The 14,966-nt window shown below is 62.8% G+C and carries 15 protein-coding genes; 2 read left to right on the top strand and 13 right to left on the bottom strand.

All coding sequences use genetic code 11. The annotated features are described in order from the left end of the window. Positions 1 to 82 precede the first annotated feature (82 nt). From ACWAT4_RS07135 to ACWAT4_RS07125, 3 genes are all read right to left on the bottom strand, one after another. Positions 83 to 763: a lytic transglycosylase domain-containing protein gene (locus tag ACWAT4_RS07135; protein WP_449730131.1), complete on the bottom strand. Its 681-nt coding sequence runs from the start codon at positions 761 to 763 to the stop codon at positions 83 to 85. Positions 764 to 915: 152 nt separating this feature from the next. Next, complete coding sequence (locus ACWAT4_RS07130) at positions 916 to 1,428, bottom strand: S26 family signal peptidase (protein ID WP_449730130.1); 513 nt, start codon at positions 1,426 to 1,428, stop codon at positions 916 to 918. Next, complete coding sequence (locus ACWAT4_RS07125) at positions 1,425 to 1,889, bottom strand: DUF2840 domain-containing protein (RefSeq protein ID WP_449730129.1); 465 nt, start codon at positions 1,887 to 1,889, stop codon at positions 1,425 to 1,427. The genes ACWAT4_RS07130 and ACWAT4_RS07125 overlap by 4 nt, the downstream gene beginning before the upstream one ends. A gap of 278 nt (positions 1,890 to 2,167) precedes the next feature. Between ACWAT4_RS07125 and ACWAT4_RS07120 the strand changes: the two genes are divergently transcribed. Further along, complete coding sequence (locus tag ACWAT4_RS07120; protein WP_449730128.1) at positions 2,168 to 3,217, top strand: IS110 family RNA-guided transposase; 1,050 nt, start codon at positions 2,168 to 2,170, stop codon at positions 3,215 to 3,217. 587 nt (positions 3,218 to 3,804) lie between these two features. Here the strand turns inward: ACWAT4_RS07120 and ACWAT4_RS07115 are convergent. From ACWAT4_RS07115 to ACWAT4_RS07095, 5 genes are all read right to left on the bottom strand, one after another. Continuing rightward, positions 3,805 to 4,686, bottom strand: a complete 882-nt coding sequence (locus tag ACWAT4_RS07115; protein WP_449730127.1) for a replication initiator protein A — start codon at positions 4,684 to 4,686, stop codon at positions 3,805 to 3,807. A 22-nt stretch (positions 4,687 to 4,708) separates the two neighbouring features. After that, positions 4,709 to 4,990 carry a helix-turn-helix transcriptional regulator gene (locus ACWAT4_RS07110; RefSeq protein WP_128921270.1) on the bottom strand — a complete coding sequence of 94 codons (282 nt, stop codon included), beginning with the start codon at positions 4,988 to 4,990 and terminating at the stop codon, positions 4,709 to 4,711. Positions 4,991 to 5,123: 133 nt separating this feature from the next. Further along, entirely contained in the window at positions 5,124 to 5,633 is a 510-nt protein-coding gene (locus ACWAT4_RS07105; protein WP_449730126.1) for a DUF2285 domain-containing protein, read from the bottom strand. A 67-nt stretch (positions 5,634 to 5,700) separates the two neighbouring features. Beyond that, positions 5,701 to 5,895, bottom strand: a complete 195-nt coding sequence (locus ACWAT4_RS07100; protein WP_225138239.1) for a transcriptional regulator domain-containing protein — start codon at positions 5,893 to 5,895, stop codon at positions 5,701 to 5,703. A gap of 165 nt (positions 5,896 to 6,060) precedes the next feature. Further along, positions 6,061 to 6,333, bottom strand: coding sequence for a DUF2285 domain-containing protein (locus ACWAT4_RS07095; RefSeq protein ID WP_449731170.1), 273 nt, complete (start codon positions 6,331 to 6,333; stop codon positions 6,061 to 6,063). 210 nt (positions 6,334 to 6,543) lie between these two features. On the opposite strand from ACWAT4_RS07095, the gene ACWAT4_RS07090 reads away from it, so the two are divergent. Next, the gene (locus ACWAT4_RS07090) at positions 6,544 to 6,771 is read left to right on the top strand and encodes a helix-turn-helix domain-containing protein (RefSeq protein WP_449730125.1); all 228 of its coding nucleotides are present in this window, start codon (positions 6,544 to 6,546) and stop codon (positions 6,769 to 6,771) included. A gap of 63 nt (positions 6,772 to 6,834) precedes the next feature. Here the strand turns inward: ACWAT4_RS07090 and ACWAT4_RS07085 are convergent, their stop codons facing one another. The 5 genes from ACWAT4_RS07085 to ACWAT4_RS07065 form a co-directional block, all read right to left on the bottom strand. After that, entirely contained in the window at positions 6,835 to 7,155 is a 321-nt protein-coding gene (locus ACWAT4_RS07085; protein WP_449730124.1) for a DUF736 domain-containing protein, read from the bottom strand. A gap of 547 nt (positions 7,156 to 7,702) precedes the next feature. Then, positions 7,703 to 8,185, bottom strand: a complete 483-nt coding sequence (locus tag ACWAT4_RS07080) for a hypothetical protein (protein ID WP_449730123.1) — start codon at positions 8,183 to 8,185, stop codon at positions 7,703 to 7,705. Between the two features lie 139 nt (positions 8,186 to 8,324). Further along, positions 8,325 to 9,248: a DUF2493 domain-containing protein gene (locus tag ACWAT4_RS07075; RefSeq protein ID WP_449730122.1), complete on the bottom strand. Its 924-nt coding sequence runs from the start codon at positions 9,246 to 9,248 to the stop codon at positions 8,325 to 8,327. A gap of 338 nt (positions 9,249 to 9,586) precedes the next feature. Beyond that, positions 9,587 to 10,648: a DUF7146 domain-containing protein gene (locus ACWAT4_RS07070; RefSeq protein WP_449730121.1), complete on the bottom strand. Its 1,062-nt coding sequence runs from the start codon at positions 10,646 to 10,648 to the stop codon at positions 9,587 to 9,589. After that, complete coding sequence (locus tag ACWAT4_RS07065; RefSeq protein WP_449730120.1) at positions 10,648 to 14,964, bottom strand: strawberry notch-like NTP hydrolase domain-containing protein; 4,317 nt, start codon at positions 14,962 to 14,964, stop codon at positions 10,648 to 10,650. Before ACWAT4_RS07065 ends, ACWAT4_RS07070 begins: the two co-directional genes overlap by 1 nt. Positions 14,965 to 14,966: the final 2 nt, after the last annotated feature.

Genomic DNA, 14,966 nt, shown 5'->3' with positions numbered 1-14,966 from the left:
GCCGAAGGCATCGCCCATACGCCATCAGCACGTCCCACTTGCTCGGTGAAGCACGCCAAGATTTGCGAACCCGTACACTTGGTCATTGCAATCCCTCCGCAACCGATCGAGGGACGAACACGCCAATAGGCCGGGGGACCATGGGCGAAACATCGGGCGCCGAGATTGCGGTCGTGACACCGCTCGACGGCATGAGCGCCAGCAACCGATCGCGCGTTTTCATGAGATCGGATCGCGTGACGAAAAGCGTCGCAGCGGCTGATGACTGTCCGCGGGACGTCCACCTCGGCGGCAGTTCGATGGCAAGCAGATTTGCAAGCTTTGCGACGTATACTCGCGTCTCGTCTGGCAGAGAGCCGCCTGCGAGATGCTCTTCATAGCGAGATGGTCCCGCGTTGTACGCGGCAAACACGCCAGGCGAGCCATACCGATCGAACAGTTCGCGCAAGTAAGCCGTGCCGGCCAGAATGTTGTCGTGCGGGTCGTAGGGGTCGTTCCCGAGATTGTAGCGCTCGCGAAGTTCCGCCCAGGTCGCCGGCATGATTTGCATCAGGCCCATTGCGCCCTTTGGCGATCTGGCGTGCACGTCACCAGCACTCTCCATGCTTTGGACTGATCGGATCCAGTTCGGCGCAATTCCAAAGCGTTGCGAGGCTTCATTGATGAAGCCAGCAAATGAGTGAGCGGTCTGACGGATCGCCGGCTGGGCGGCTGATCCGCTCTGGGCCAAAGCAGCACTGTCGAACGCGGTCAGAAGAAGCATCAGGGGCACGACAGCACAAACGCGCGTGCCTAACCGACCCAAGCACGCGGTCGGGCTCGCGCCAGCCCTGCGGACATCGATCGAGATGGAGGAATGGTCCCGCAATCGATCGGGCAAGGAAGTGGCGAGGAGAACATGTCGAATACGCACGATCACTCCTCCCACGTCCACACCGGCATCGCACGGCCGATCACGGCCGACGCTGGAAGAAATCCAAAATACCGGCCATCAAGAGAGTCGTCCGACTGCCAGTTCATCAGAAACAGCTCGCCGTAGCCGACGACGCGGCAGCCCTGCCATTTCGGTAGCGGCCTGCCTCGTCTGTCGCGATCCTTCGCCTCGCCCACCGCGACCTCGTCGACCGAAATCGCAAGGCCGCTTCTGCAAACACTCTGCCCCGGAAGGGCGAGCACGCGCTTCAGCATGGGGACGCCAATGGGCAAATAGCCGTTAAGGTCGAGGAAGGTCGCGAGCGGCTCCGGCGGTTGAACGGCGACCAGCTCGGTTACATGGAAGCGCCTCGTCGGCCGTAAGCTGTAGAGACCGATTGGCACGCTCGCCGATGCATTCCAAATGTAGAGCGGAAGCGGCTCCAGGACGATTGTCGCGATGAGCGCAGCAACAGTCCCAAACGTCGCGGAGAGTATCTTCAGGCGGCCTGTCATCGCATCACCCTTTGACGATGGAGCCAAGCCTGGTGGCGCGCTTTCGTATACGGACGCGGGTTTTCGTTGACGGACAGGCGGTTATGAACGTGATGCCAATGATCAGGCGCGACATCAGCTGGATCGATGCCGATTGCCTCAACGGCATCGGTCATTTGCAGCACTCGCTCGACCTTCGGCCAGCCGGACAGACGCAGCAAAATCTCTCCGCCGGGTGTCACATAAGGGACGGTCGAGCAGCGCTGCCCAGGTGAGACCGCGCGCAAGATGTCGATCCGCGAAATGATTGTCCCAAAGTCGTTGGAGGTCCATCGGACGAAGGCAAAGATGCTGCCGGGCGCAAATGACAGGACGCGCCGATGGCGATCAAGCTTCCGTTCTTTGACAATGCGACCGAACCGAACGCGGTTTTCGATACGTTTCTCAAGCCACAGCACTTCTACTTCGGTAAGATCGCTCACGCCGCCGCTCCCAGATGCTGGAACGGAGTGCGGTGAGCGTTGGGGCCGGTGAAAGACTGGCACGGCTTCTGCCGGCGAGCAGGATTGACGGCCCCCCGCTGCCAGTCACCTTCAATGCGGCTGGTCGTCTGGTCCGTTAGAAGAAATCCGAAGGATTTCTGGTTAGCCGGGGTACTGACCGGTGCCCCCTCGCCGGCCGTGCCGCTGCGAAAATGCCTCGCAACGATTCGCGAACGGAACGCGCGGTGCGGTCCGGCGGTCGGCGGTGGAGGCGAACGATGGACTTCTATGCAGGGCTCGACGTGTCGCTGGAGGCGACGAACATTTGCGTGGTGGACGGCGACGGCCAGGTCGTCCGGGAAGCGAAACTCGAGACCGATCCGGATGCGATCGAACTGTTCCTGGCAGAGTGGGGAATCCACCTCAAGCGCGCCGGGTTGGAAGCGTTCTCGTACAGCGCCTGGCTGTTCACGGCGCTTGCCGAAAAGGGCCTGCCCGTGATTTGCATCGAGACCCGACACGCCAAGGCGGCGCTGAACGCCATGCTGAACAAGACCGATCGCAACGACGCCAAGGGCATCGCGCAGATGATGCGGACCGGCTGGTTCCGCGCGGTCCATGTCAAATCGGAGGGCGCGCAAACGCTGCGCGCGCTGCTGGTCGGACGCAAGGCGTTGCTTGGCAAGGTGCTCGACATGGAGAACATGATCCGCGGCTTGCTCAAACCATTTGGCCTGAAGGTCGGCGAGATCTCGGTCGGACGTTTTGCAGCCCGGGTGCGCGAGATCGTGGCCGGGAAGAAGGAATTGGAGGCCATCGTCACGCCGCTGCTGGACGCCCGCGGTGCGATGCGGCAGCAACTGGCAAAGCTGCAGCGCCTGGTGCTGGCGGCCGCACGCAGCGACGATGCGGTGCGGCGGATGATGACGGTGCCGGGCGTCGGCGCGCTGGTGGCGCTGACATTCCGCGCAACTGTCGACGACCCGGCCCGCTTCAGGAAGTCGAGCAATGTCGGCGCCCATTTCGGCTTGACGCCACGGCGCTACCAATCCGGACAAACCGACCGCGTAGGCGGCATCTCCAAATGCGGCGACGAGCTGACGCGGGCGATGTTGTATGAGGCCGCGATCGCGATCCTCACCCGCATCCCGAAGAATTTTAAGCTGCGGCTGTGGGGTCTGCGGCTCGCCAGGAAGAAGGGTCTGAAGCGCGCGGCGACGGCAGTGGCGCGCGCGCTCGCCGTACTGCTGCACAAGATCTGGACCAGTGGCACGACCTTCCGGTTTGGCGCCGGCGGCAAGCGCGGCCGGGTCGCTGCGGCGATGTAAGGGCCTCCGCGACCCGGCCGCTTCCACGCGCGCCTTTTCCTTCCGCCACGGCGGAGCGGCGTCTCCCGAGGAGACGGGGATTTGGGTGAGATCGCAACTTTTCTTGCCGGCGGCTTCATGACGACGCTTGAAGCCATCAAGCACGGCGCTGGTTAGCCTGACCGCCCTTTCCTCAGATTCCGGCTTGTGGTGGCCATCGTGCCAACCACGGATGTTAGCGAGTTCTCCTCGACGAGCGAATGGCTGCAAAAGGACGTGACGCGCACCAGGCGATGATGTCGACGTCAGCGATCGCGCAGATTTGCGCGTGAACGCGCTCGCGCGCGTGCATTGGCGACAAGACTCGCATTGCAGCGAAGCTTTGCGCGTGCGAGAGTGGATGCATGAGGCATCCTCGTTGCACGCGCGGCCGACTTGTTCACAACGTACTGATTCACAACAAGAAGTTAGTGTCAGTATGTTAGTAAAGTTAGAGCCGCTGGAAAGCTCGCAGAAGCAAGCTCTTAAGCTTGCTTCAGGTCCCCGATAGCACGAGGATCGGGTCCCCGATAGCACGAGGGTTGCGGTCCCCGATAGCACGAGTTGACTCACAGGTTGTCCTCCGAATTTGGAACGAGACCGCGCCGGCGCAGGCGTGCCGTTAAGGGATCAACAGGCGTAGGCGCGAAGTTCAGTCGCTCGGTGCCGTTCCGGTCTCGCGTGAGCAGGAGCTGATAGCCGGGCAATGTTTGGCGCTGGACGATCTGGCGTATGTCGTAAGCAAAGTGCTTGAGCGGGGAGAGGATGCCGGACTTGGCATGGAGGTGCACAAGATCAAAGCTCCAGCCGCCGTCCTGGCGTCCACCGTGCTTGCGCACGAGCCGGTAGAGCCATCGTTCAAGTCCGCCCGTCAGCTCGAAATAAGCGCGATCGATCGTCAGGACGAGCGCGTCGTCGATGACGCCGGCATAGAACCAATCAGGCAGGATCAGTTCGAGTCCAAATGGACGACCGTTTGCATCGGCCGTCTCCTTCCACTCGTTGATCCAGGAGAAGCGATGCCGTCGCCGTTCTGTCGGCTGGCGGATCGAAGTCATCACCGTCGTTGACTGAAGTCTGTCGAGACCAGCCTTCAACCGGTCATAGTCTCGCGCGCTAGTCCCGCGCCCGACAAACGTCAGGATCTCATAAGGCGTTGCAGCCATCAGGCGCGACGTCTTCAAGCCAGCGTCGCGTGCTTCGACGATCTGTGACGCAGCCCAGATCAGAAAGTCCGCATCCCAGATGGTTGCCATGCCGTGTTCCGGCACAGCCTCGACCCGAATTGAGATCGCACCCGCACGGAAATCGATCGGCACGATCCGCTTGGTCTTTGCGAGCGAGAAGAACGGATAGGCCATCAGATCCTGCGCATCGCGCGGCGCGAGATCGCCGGGCAGCGCTCGAAAGAGCTCAAGCTGGTCGCGCTCGGAATGGTGTTTGCGCCGCATAGTCACTGCTCTCACGCTGACATCAGCGACGTTCCTGACCTGCGTAGGGACGCAGGGCCGGATGCTTCTTGGCGGGCAGCACGGTCCCCTTGCCGGGATCGGATGTCGACGTCTTGGCGCCGCGGTCGGCCCACGCTTTCAGGTCATCGACGGCGTAGACAACACGTCCGCCAATCTTCCGATACGTCGGTCCAGTACCGTACGTGCGGTGCTTCTCGAGCGTGCGACCGGACAGGCCAAGGTAACGCGCGGCCTCAGGTGTACGCAGAAATCGCGGGGGAAGACCGGCCATCGGATCGGACATTTGAGAACTCCAGGAGGACAGCGCACTACGCGCGGCTAGGCCGGCGCGTGTGCGGTCATCATGGAGGAGCACGATCTCGGAGGGGGATGCCGAATGTTGGGGGTGCGATTTTTGGCACCCCTCCGGGGCGGCACTACTCGTCCGTGCGCCCGGGCCTCAGAAGCTTGCGGTAACCACCGCGCATCAACGCGACGCCACCTTGCACCAAGCGGATTGTTCGATTGCGCAGATCATGCGTCTTCCAGGCACGATCGGGGATCCGCTTTTTGTCGAAAAGCGCCTCGGCGATAACGCGGTAGCTTCCGCCGGCGCTGTGAGCATCGAGCGCACGGATCGCAGCGCTCAGGCGTTCGCGCCGCTGTTTCGATAGTTGGTGAAAGGCAGGACCTGGCGCGCGTCCACTGATCGCGCGCCACAGCCGGCGCGCTGCATACGCACGCGCGTCGAAATCGCGATCAAACGGCAATTCGGCTGCGTATGACGCGCCGAGCACCGGCGGCTCTTTGGACCAGACACGGTGATCTATCGCACCGATGCGCAGCACGGCATGCCAGCCGTCGACAGCGCGGCGCACCTGGCCAACTGTAAGGTCAAGCAGTGGCTGAGACGCCGATACGAGGTCGGCCGTCGAGGCAACCGTCACCGGAATGACCGTGGCTAGAACCTCCGGCGCCCAAAAGATCGTCTGCTCGTCGAATGACCTCTGCGGGTCATGGGCGAAAGCAGATACCCCATTTCCTCCTGAACTCCTCGGTCACTTCACCATCTGGGCTGCTTGCGATCATTGCTTCGTACTCGCGTCGATAGTCCGCGTTACGACGGAGACATTCCCAGGCGATGTCGGTGATTTCGGCGTCTTGTAGGCTCTTGTAGGAATCCGGCGACCGCCAGTCGAATTCAGGCATTGCTTCCGCCCCATTGCACGCTGCTAACAACGATTGCGCCGCAATAGGTATGAACGAGGCGGTTGTAGGAAGCCCCTAGTTTGGCACCACGTGGTGCACCGGAATGACCACCGGTTAGCAAAAGAAAATAGTTCTGCCTGCAAGTCGCCAGCCGGCGATTTTCTTCTATTTCGACCCGGCACCGCGCAAGAGTCGCCCTTGCTCCGTCACCCATTTGGCGCGCGCAAGATGACTCTGATATGCGCGGAGCGCACGATCCAGCTCTCGCTCTGGGTCCATATGCAAGACCACTCGAGCAACTTCGCGCCAGTCCGCCCCCTCGCCCTCCGCCTGCAGGAGGCGCATGTACGTAACGACATGCTGTTCGTCATAGGCAGTCAGCAGCGGCTCGTTCGGCGCACTGTCAGCTACGTCTGGATCTAGGGATGGCTTCTGCATCATACCCGCTTTTAGAATGCCTATAAGCTACGCCATGGTTTGGTCGCAATCCAGACCTCCGCTTCCCGTTGGAATCCTGAATATTCGTTCGGTAGATCGGCGGCCGAGTTCGGTCGCGCACGTAGCGCCGCCACACTCGATAGCATGTTCGGACACGAATAGGAACGATCGTTCCTAGAACGATCGTTCCGGCTCAGTTCCCATATCGCCATGGATCTCAAAGAGATCATGGCTGTGAATCTGCGTCGGAAACGCCACGATCTACAAATGACGCAGGAGGAGCTGGCCGAGCGCGCGCGTTTAAGCGCCCGTTACGTCGGCGCCATCGAGCGCGGCGATGTATCAGCAAGCGTCACCGTGCTCGGACAAATTGCTGAAGCATTGGGGGTCGAACCGGGGGACCTGCTCAAAAAGGCTGCGCGGCTTAGCAAATCGTAAGCCCCTTCAGGCCGACCGCGAAGCGCCCCGCCCGGCGGACCGGACGGGGCTTGATGGGCGCTCTTACTCGCCGGTCTTGCGCGGTCGCGACCAGAGCAGGGTGTAGCCTTCACCGCCTTCGTCGTCGAACAGGTTCGCGTAGATCGGCGCGTTGAACGAGGGGTCAGCGAGCTTGAGCGAAAGGTAGTCGCGGCCCTCTTCGGAGCGCTTCGACCAGGCCGCGCCGATCTCCGCGCGACCCACATAGATGCGGTGGCTCGGAGCGTTGTCGTTGGATCGGTTGGTCTCGGCGACGATGCGGACGCCCTTGGCCTTCAGGCTCAGGGTCACGATCTCGCCCTGGAACTCGTTGCCGATCTTCTTGAAAGAACCGATGTTAGCCATGTCACTTCTCCTGTTGTGTTTCGAGCCCGCGACCACCGCGGCCTCGATGGCGATCTGCAGGCCAAAGACGATCGGCGACGCACCCGCTCGCGGGCCGAAGCGCAGCGGAGGACGCCGTTGTGGCGACTTTCTTGTCTCGCGAGGAATGGGCGAAGCCCAGGGGAAGAAAGTCGCATCAACGGCGTTGCGGCTCAGACGATCGAGGCGAAGCCGGTCTTCGGCCAGATCAAGCCATCAACGAGGCCACGTGCGTCCGCGTGCTGAACCACAATCTCTGGAGAAGCGTGGCTAACTCGGTTTTGATGAACAAGAGGTCGGAACGATTCAGCGCGGAAAGAGAAACAATCTGCTGCAAAGGGCGGCATCGTCTCTGAAGAAACGATCGAGACGTCGCCGCTCCGCCGCAGGCTTAGTGGGCCTGCTCGAAATGGGTGCGACTTGGGCGAGGCACTTTGAGGAGGATTGCCCTCCCCGCTCATGACCCGATCGTCCCTCGTTCAATACGCCGATCTACGCGAGCCTGCTCGACGATGAAGACCGTGAAGGGTCATCCCTCGCGCGTGGCGACCGGAAGAACTGGGTGTGAGGGATGCTCCACCACGCCAGCCAGTTCGAACGGGCGGGGGTCCGCAAAAATGGTCAAGCGCATCACCGCTGTGCCGCCAACACAGACCGCGCCGAGGCAGGCGAAAGCCTCGCGCCAAGCTATCGAGGGTATACCGATCTGGGACAGGGCGAACACCACATGATAGCCCGCGACGGCAGCGGGAACAGCAAATGCGATCGCGATGGCGATGCGCAAGGTCACGGACCGGGTAATAGCGACGGCGGCCTGACCGACGGCAAGCGTCAACGCCCCACCCGCCGTTCCGAAAAGCAGCGCGCCGACCATGCCGGCGCCATTCTGAAACGCCGTCATCCCGATACTCAGTGCGACGAAAAACGGCAGGGCATACACTGCGAGCGCGAAAGTCGCCCAGCAGAATAGGCCGATGCCGAGTGTGTTGAGAACAAGCCCAATAGCGAGCATGGTGGTGGCTCCATGTGCATAGATGTACCAGTTGCGCCTTCCACCACCACCACGGCGCAACTCTGGATATGAGACCGAAACGAGGCGGAGTTGCGGCGTGAGCAATTTCGCCTCAAAGACTCAGTCGAGCAGACGGCGCTCACGCGCCGCCGAACATCCAGACCGGGATGCCGAGCCGCTTCGCCTTATCGGCCAGGTTGTCCTGGATTCCTGTGCCCGGGAAGTGCATGACGCCGATCGGCAGGATTTCGAGCATGGCATCGTTGCGCTTGAAAGGTGCTGCCTTGGCATGCTTCGTCCAATCAGGCTTGAAGGCGATCTGAGGCACCTTGCGGATCGTCGCCCATTTGGATGCGATCAGTTCGGCACCCTTCGGGGAGCCGCCATGGAGCAGGACCATGTCGGGATGCTTGGCATGAACCTTGTCGAGACGATCCCAGATGAGGTGGTGGTCGTTGAAGTCGAGCCCTCCGGTGAGCGCGATCTTCGGCCCAGCGGGCAGCATGACCTCGGTCTCGGCGCGGCGCTTGGCCGCGATGAAGTCGCGGGAGTCGATCATCGCTGCGGTCAGCGTACGATGGTTCACTAGCGATCCTGATCGAGGGCGCCAGAATGAGCCGGTGTGAGTCTCGAAGCGTTCTATGGCCTGATCACGGAAGAGCTCCAGGCAGTTGCGGCGCTCAATCAACGTGATGCCTTCCGCCGTGATGCGTTCGAGTTCGACGGATCGAACTTCGGAACCGTCCTGCTCGCGCTGACTCTTCTGTTGCGCCTGTTCGTTGTCGTCGAGTTGGCGACCGATGCGGTCGACGGCACGATGGAACAGGTTGACAGTCGACCAGAGCAAATCGTCGAGGTCCGGCTCGAGCCGCGTGTCGCTCAACGTGGCGACCATGGCATCGAAGATGTCAGCGACGGCACCGGTAATGATCCTGCCCTCGGGAAGCGGCCGTGGATCGGGCTGGTCGTCGAAGGGGCGGTAACCGAAGAGTTGCAATTCGGTAAGAACGTGTTCGGTCGCAGATGCGGCGTCCGGCGGTTCGATGTCATCGTGGTCGGTCATGGAGGCGATCCTTTGCCGGATCGGCCGCGACCATCGCGGCCTTCGTGGCGATCACTCAGACGGCAGGCGGAACGGGCCAGAACCCGAAGCAGAGCGGAGGGCCGAAGCGCAGCGGAGGATGGCGGAGGCCGGCTATTTTGCTTCGCGATGCAAAGCGCGCTCGCCAGATGGCTAATGTGACTTCTCGTCGCCGGCGCGCGGCGGAAAATTGCCGGACGCAGCCATTGCCGGCCCGAGCCGCTTGCCGTCCGATCGCCCTCTAGAAGGCCGTGGTCGCGTCCTCTTCCGGCAGTGGCCGCACCGCGACCGACCTGTCGACGCAAATCGAATTGCCGGGGCTATTCCGCGGTTGCCATCTTCGAATGCAGGAAACGGACGACGTCCTCCGGTACGAGTTGCAGTAGCAACGCTGCTCGGAGGGCCGCGAGGCCGAAGACGTGCAGATCTTCGTTGAAGTCGCCCAGCCGGGGCGACAATGCGATCGCTTCAATGCCGGCGGCTTCTGCGCGCTGGGTGAGAATAGCCTGTACGGCATCTCCGGCGGCATCTGCGTCACGGGCGATATAGAGTCGGCGTAGGCCAGACGGCAGCAACATGGCTGACAGGTGATTGGCCGAGAGAGCAGCGGTCATGGGCAAGGTCGGCAGTACATAACGCAGCGACAGCATGGTCTCGATCCCCTCGCCCGCAGCGAGCACGTCGTCCACCACGCCGAAGCGAACGGCGTTACCAAGCAGGTCGCCCATGGCCCGTCGTGGCGTGTCGATCGGGGCCTTGCCGAGCCGCACGCGATCAAAGCCGTGTGGATCGAGCCAAGTGCGGTGTACGCCTGTGATCCGTCCATCGAGGTCGGTGACACAGGCTATCATCGCCGGCCAGGTTTCGATCGACGAATGCTCGTCTGGTCGATAGTAGCAACGAGGATGGAAGCGCAAGCTGCCACCATGGTTGATGCAAGTAATTCTGCGGCGTTGCAAGTACGTCTCAGCTAGTGTCCCTTCAATCGGGCTGGATATCACAAAGAGCCGACGAGCGGCTTCCTGCGATCCGGCCGGCACGACTGGACGAATGGTTTTCGGAGCAAATTGCGGCTCTGAACGAGGCAGCTTTAGAAACCGCCTCGCCTCCTCGGCGACCTCGCGAAAGTCTCGCAAGGCCAGACTTTCGCGGATGATGTCGAGGAGATCGCCATGCTCCCCGGTCGCGGCATCGGTCCATTTGCCGGCGGGGCCCTTCAGCGATTCGTGCAGCCGCACGAACAACGAGCGGCCCGGCGTGTTGTGAACGTCGCCGACCAGCCAGTACCGCCCCGCCCGCCTGCCATTGGAGAGATAGTGTCGACACACCGCCTCAGCCTCGCGCGAGAGGCGGCGTGCCAGTTCGGAAGCATCGCGGGACATCAGGCGGCCTCCCGCTCGCCGATGCGCGCCACCGGATAGGTGTCGAGCACTCTCGACAGGATCTCGACACCGCTCGTGTCCGTGGGCACGAACATGCGCAGCTTCCAGGAGATGATCTCCCCAAAGAGACCGTAAGCCCGCAGGCGATCGCGCATCGTGTCGTTGAAGCCCGACAGCTCGATGCGGTAAGCCCCCATCACCCGAACGCGGCGAAGCTGGAGTTCTTCCGCGAGTTCGAGGACGGTCCGTCCCTCCACCAGCGCGGCAAAGGCAGCGCCTGGTGTCAGCGCAGGCGCGTCCGTCGCAAGGACGCTTGCGACCCACGCGGCCGAAACCTTGCGCCCGATGATGCGTTCGCCCGCATCGGTCTGGAGCCGATAGACGCGGGTCGATTCGTTCGGCAGCCGCTTCCAGATGGGTAGCAGCAGTCCCGCAACGACGTGTATCGTGCTTTCCGTGAACTCCGGCACCTCGGCAAGCTCCGCCAGCCAGGCAGCGGCAAAGCGCTCGCGATCCGCTTCAACCCAATGGCTCTCCACCATCATGTTCAAGGGGACCTGGTGCTGCTCCATCGGTCGGATCAACCGGACGCGGCTCTCGATCTCGCCGTCGTCGAGCATGATGCTCGAGGCCGGGACCTGCACGGCCGCCCTGCCCGAGCGCTCGTTGATCAGCAGGACAGCATGACTAGAAAGACGAGCAAGGGCGTCATCCAAACCAACAGGATGGTTACGCTGGCGCTGGATGATTGTGAGCAGCCGGGTCTCGGCGCTGGTGCCCGGATGGACATAGATCGTCCGCCGGTCGGTGACGACAAAGCTTTCGGCGCGGAGCGTTTCCAGCCCGAGGTCGTAGGTGCCCGACGCGACAGCGCCCTCGATCCGAGCGGTCAAGAGCTGCTCGAAGGCGGTGAACAGGACATTCTGCAGGTCGATGGTGAGCGCCAATAACCTGTTCAGGAAGGTCGTGATCGGCGGCAGGTCATCCCTAAGGCCATTGATATCCGTCAGTTTCAGGCCGGTCGCATCCTCGAACCTCTCGAGCGAGCAACCTTCGACCTTGCCTCGGACGAGCAGCGTGTAGAGTTGACGCAACGCATCGCGCCCGTACTGACTTTCGAGATTGTCCTCCGGCCGGAATAGACCCTGCCCTCCGGTCTGGCGCTGGCCGCGCGTGATGGCCCCCAACGTGTCGAGCCGGCGGGCAATGGTGCTGAGAAATCGCTTTTCGGCCTTCACGTCGGTCGCGATCGGGCGAAACAGCGGCGGCTGCGCCTGATTGGTCCGGTTGGTTCGACCGAGACCCTGGATCGCAGCATCCGCCTTCCAGCCGGGTTCGAGCAGGTAATGAACCCGCAAGCGGCGATTCCGGGCCGACAACTCGGCGTGGTAGCTCCTCCCCGTGCCGCCCGCGTCGGAGAACACAAGGATGCGCTTGACGTCATCCATAAACGCCGAGGTCTCAGCGAGATTGGCCGAACCCGCGCGGTTCTCGACCACCAAGCGCTCGCCCTTTCGGATGACCCGTCGCGAGCGGCCAGTCACTTCGGCGACCGTGTCGGTGCCGAAGCGCTGCACGATTTGATCCAGCGCGCCGGGTACCGGAGGCAGCGAGGCGAGTTTCTCGATGAGGCGATCGCGGCGTGCGACGGCTTCCCGGCTCTCGACTGGCTGTCCGTTGCGATAGACAGGCCGAGAGCATAGGTTGCCCTCAGAGTCGGTGAACGGCTCGTAGAGCTGGACCGGGAAGGAATGGGCGAGATAGTCGAGCACATACTCGCGCGGGGTGATATCGACCTGGACGTCGCCCCAATCCTCGGTCGAGATCTCGGCGAGCCGGCGCTCCATCAGCGCTTCGCCCGTTGAAACAATCTGGATGACAGCGGCATGGCCGGCGTCTAGATCGCGGTCGATCGATCGGATGAGCGACGGCGTCTTCATCGAGGTCAGCAGATGGCCGAAGAAGCGCTGCTTGGCGCTCTCGAAGGCGGATCGGGCCGCGGACTTTGCCTGCCCGTTCAGCGTTCCGGTTTCGCCGGTGATGTTGGCGGCCCGCATCGCAGCGTCGAGGTTGTTATGGATGATGCTGAACGCACTGGCATAGGCGTCGTAGATGCGAACCTGCTCCGGCGTAAGCTGGTGCTCGAGGAGCTCATACTCGACGCCTTCGTAAGGGAGCGAGCGGGCCGCGTAGAGGCCGAGCGCCTTGAGATCACGGGCCAGCACCTCCATCGCCGCGACCCCGCCCTGCTCGATCGCTTCGACGAACTCGGCGCGCGTGGCGAATGGGAAGTCGGCGCCGCCCCAAAGGCCCAGGCGTTGGGCATAAGCTAGGTTGTGGACCGTGGTAGCGCCCGTCGCCGACACATAAACCACGCGAGCATTGGGCAGGGCGTGCTGGAGCCTCAGGCCCGCGCCCCCCTGCTGAGAGACCGCCTGGTCGCCGCGCTCGCCCTTGCCGCCGACCGCATTCTGCATGGCATGGCTCTCGTCGAAGACGATCACTCCGTCGAAGTCGGAGCCCAACCATTCAACGATCTGACTTACGCGCGAAAGCTTCTCGCCACGCTCGTCGGTGCGTAGCGTGGCGTAGGTGGCAAAAAGGACGCCTTCCGAAAGCCGGATCGGTGTGCCCTGGCGGAACCGGGACAGGGGCGTAACGAGCAGCCGCTCCATGCCGAGCGCGGACCAGTCGCGCTGCGCATCTTCGATCAGCTTGTCGGATTTGCTGATCCAGACAGCACGGCGGCGGCCCTTGAGCCAATTGTCGAGCAGGATGCCGGCGACCTGCCGTCCCTTGCCCGCACCGGTCCCATCACCCAAGAACCAGCCGCGGCGAAAGCGGACGGCATCTTCTGCGTCGTCGCGCGCGGCGGCCACAAGGTCAAAGGTCGCATCGACGGTCCAGGAGCCCGCGAGAAATTCGGAATGCGCCTCGCCGGCATAAATAACGCTCTCGATCTGGGCATCCGACAGAACTCCGTCTGCGACCAGGCTTGAACGCAGATGCGGACGATAGGAGGGCTTCGGTGGCGCAACGGAGGCCATCGCCGCGGACTGCACGAGCTTGGTCGGATGTGCGCATGATCCGGGAATACGGATCGACTGCAATCCGTACTCCTCATACAGCGCATCGGTGAGGCGGGCGCCTTCCGGCGGCGACCATTCGACGGTCTCGTACGCAAGTTCCACACCTTCCGGCGCGCTCCGCGCATTCGACGAGGGGCTTGGTGCAATGGCGCCGGCCGATCGGAGCATCGCAGGGCGCCTAACGATGTCGGCCACGACCGGCACTGCGACGGGCAGCCTCGCTGGCACATACTGGGTCACCCAATTGAGCAAGGTGGTGACATCGCCGGCCATGCCTTGCGAGGCGGGAAAAGCCTTCGGATGGGCGGCGGGCAGCTTGTCGATCACGAGCAGCCTCGTGTCCATCTGGGTGCCGTGCTTGGCGTAGACTGCGCCGTCGATCGCGGCGGAAAACACGACCCGCCCGCGCTCCTGGATGCGAACAAAGGCCTCTAGCCACGCCGGGTTATCCGGCGCAAGGCCTGCGCCAACGATGGCGACGAGGCGTCCACCATCGCAAAGGCGCGCGAGAGCCGAAGCGATGTGCCGGAAGGCGGCGTCCGCCATCCGTCGATCGACATTCGTTACCGCGGAGAACGGCGGGTTCATCAGAACCACGCTCGGCACAACGTTCGCGTCGAGATGATCATCGATCTGCGCGGCGTCGAACCGCGTGACCTCAACGTCGGCAAACAAATGATCTAGCAGCGCCGCGCGGCCTTCAGCCAACTCGTTCAACATCAGAGAGCCGCCGGCGAGCTCGGCAAGGATTGCGAGCAAGCCGGTCCCAGCGGATGGCTCCAGAACGCGGTCGGCAGGCGTAATGCCGGCTGCGGTGCATGCGGCCAGCCCAAGCGGGATCGGCGTCGAAAATTGCTGGAGCGCCTGACTGTCCTCGGAGCGCCGCGTATGGGTCGGCAGACAGCTCGCGATTCTCGCGAGCATTGGCAGCATGGCAGCCGTCGAGCCAGCCTTGGCGCGGATGGCCGGACCGAACTTGCGAAGGAAGAGAACGGTTGCCGCCTCGCAGACATCATAGGCGGTCTTCCAGTTCCAGGCGCCGGCCGCGTCCGAGGCACCGAAGGCAGCCTCCATGGCGCCACGCAGGACTGCGGCATCGATGCGACGGCCGCGTTCGAGATCAGTCAAGATCTGTCGGGCGGCCTTGAGGGCGGCAGTGGTGAGAGTGGCAGCGGCACGCATCGAGAGCGGCGCGGCGGCAGCGCCGCCCGCGAGAGATTCGGTCATGA

The sequence above is a fragment of the Bradyrhizobium sp. T-1 genome (assembly GCF_053592855.1).
Note: the sequence above shows the minus strand (reverse complement) of the source record. Positions and strands in the feature narration are given on the sequence as shown.

Coding starts and splice junctions, on each gene's coding strand:
- ACWAT4_RS07115 (WP_449730127.1), bottom strand. CDS start 4,686: ATGCGGCGCAAACACCATTCCGAGCGCGACCAGCTTGAGCTCTTTCGA.
- ACWAT4_RS07090 (WP_449730125.1), top strand. CDS start 6,544: ATGGATCTCAAAGAGATCATGGCTGTGAATCTGCGTCGGAAACGCCAC.
- ACWAT4_RS07070 (WP_449730121.1), bottom strand. CDS start 10,648: ATGTCCCGCGATGCTTCCGAACTGGCACGCCGCCTCTCGCGCGAGGCT.
- ACWAT4_RS07100 (WP_225138239.1), bottom strand. CDS start 5,895: ATGCCTGAATTCGACTGGCGGTCGCCGGATTCCTACAAGAGCCTACAA.
- ACWAT4_RS07065 (WP_449730120.1), bottom strand. CDS start 14,964: ATGACCGAATCTCTCGCGGGCGGCGCTGCCGCCGCGCCGCTCTCGATG.
- ACWAT4_RS07075 (WP_449730122.1), bottom strand. CDS start 9,248: ATGACCGACCACGATGACATCGAACCGCCGGACGCCGCATCTGCGACC.
- ACWAT4_RS07080 (WP_449730123.1), bottom strand. CDS start 8,185: ATGCTCGCTATTGGGCTTGTTCTCAACACACTCGGCATCGGCCTATTC.
- ACWAT4_RS07085 (WP_449730124.1), bottom strand. CDS start 7,155: ATGGCTAACATCGGTTCTTTCAAGAAGATCGGCAACGAGTTCCAGGGC.
- ACWAT4_RS07095 (WP_449731170.1), bottom strand. CDS start 6,333: ATGCAGAAGCCATCCCTAGATCCAGACGTAGCTGACAGTGCGCCGAAC.
- ACWAT4_RS07120 (WP_449730128.1), top strand. CDS start 2,168: ATGGACTTCTATGCAGGGCTCGACGTGTCGCTGGAGGCGACGAACATT.
- ACWAT4_RS07110 (WP_128921270.1), bottom strand. CDS start 4,990: ATGTCCGATCCGATGGCCGGTCTTCCCCCGCGATTTCTGCGTACACCT.
- ACWAT4_RS07130 (WP_449730130.1), bottom strand. CDS start 1,428: ATGACAGGCCGCCTGAAGATACTCTCCGCGACGTTTGGGACTGTTGCT.
- ACWAT4_RS07135 (WP_449730131.1), bottom strand. CDS start 763: ATGCTTCTTCTGACCGCGTTCGACAGTGCTGCTTTGGCCCAGAGCGGA.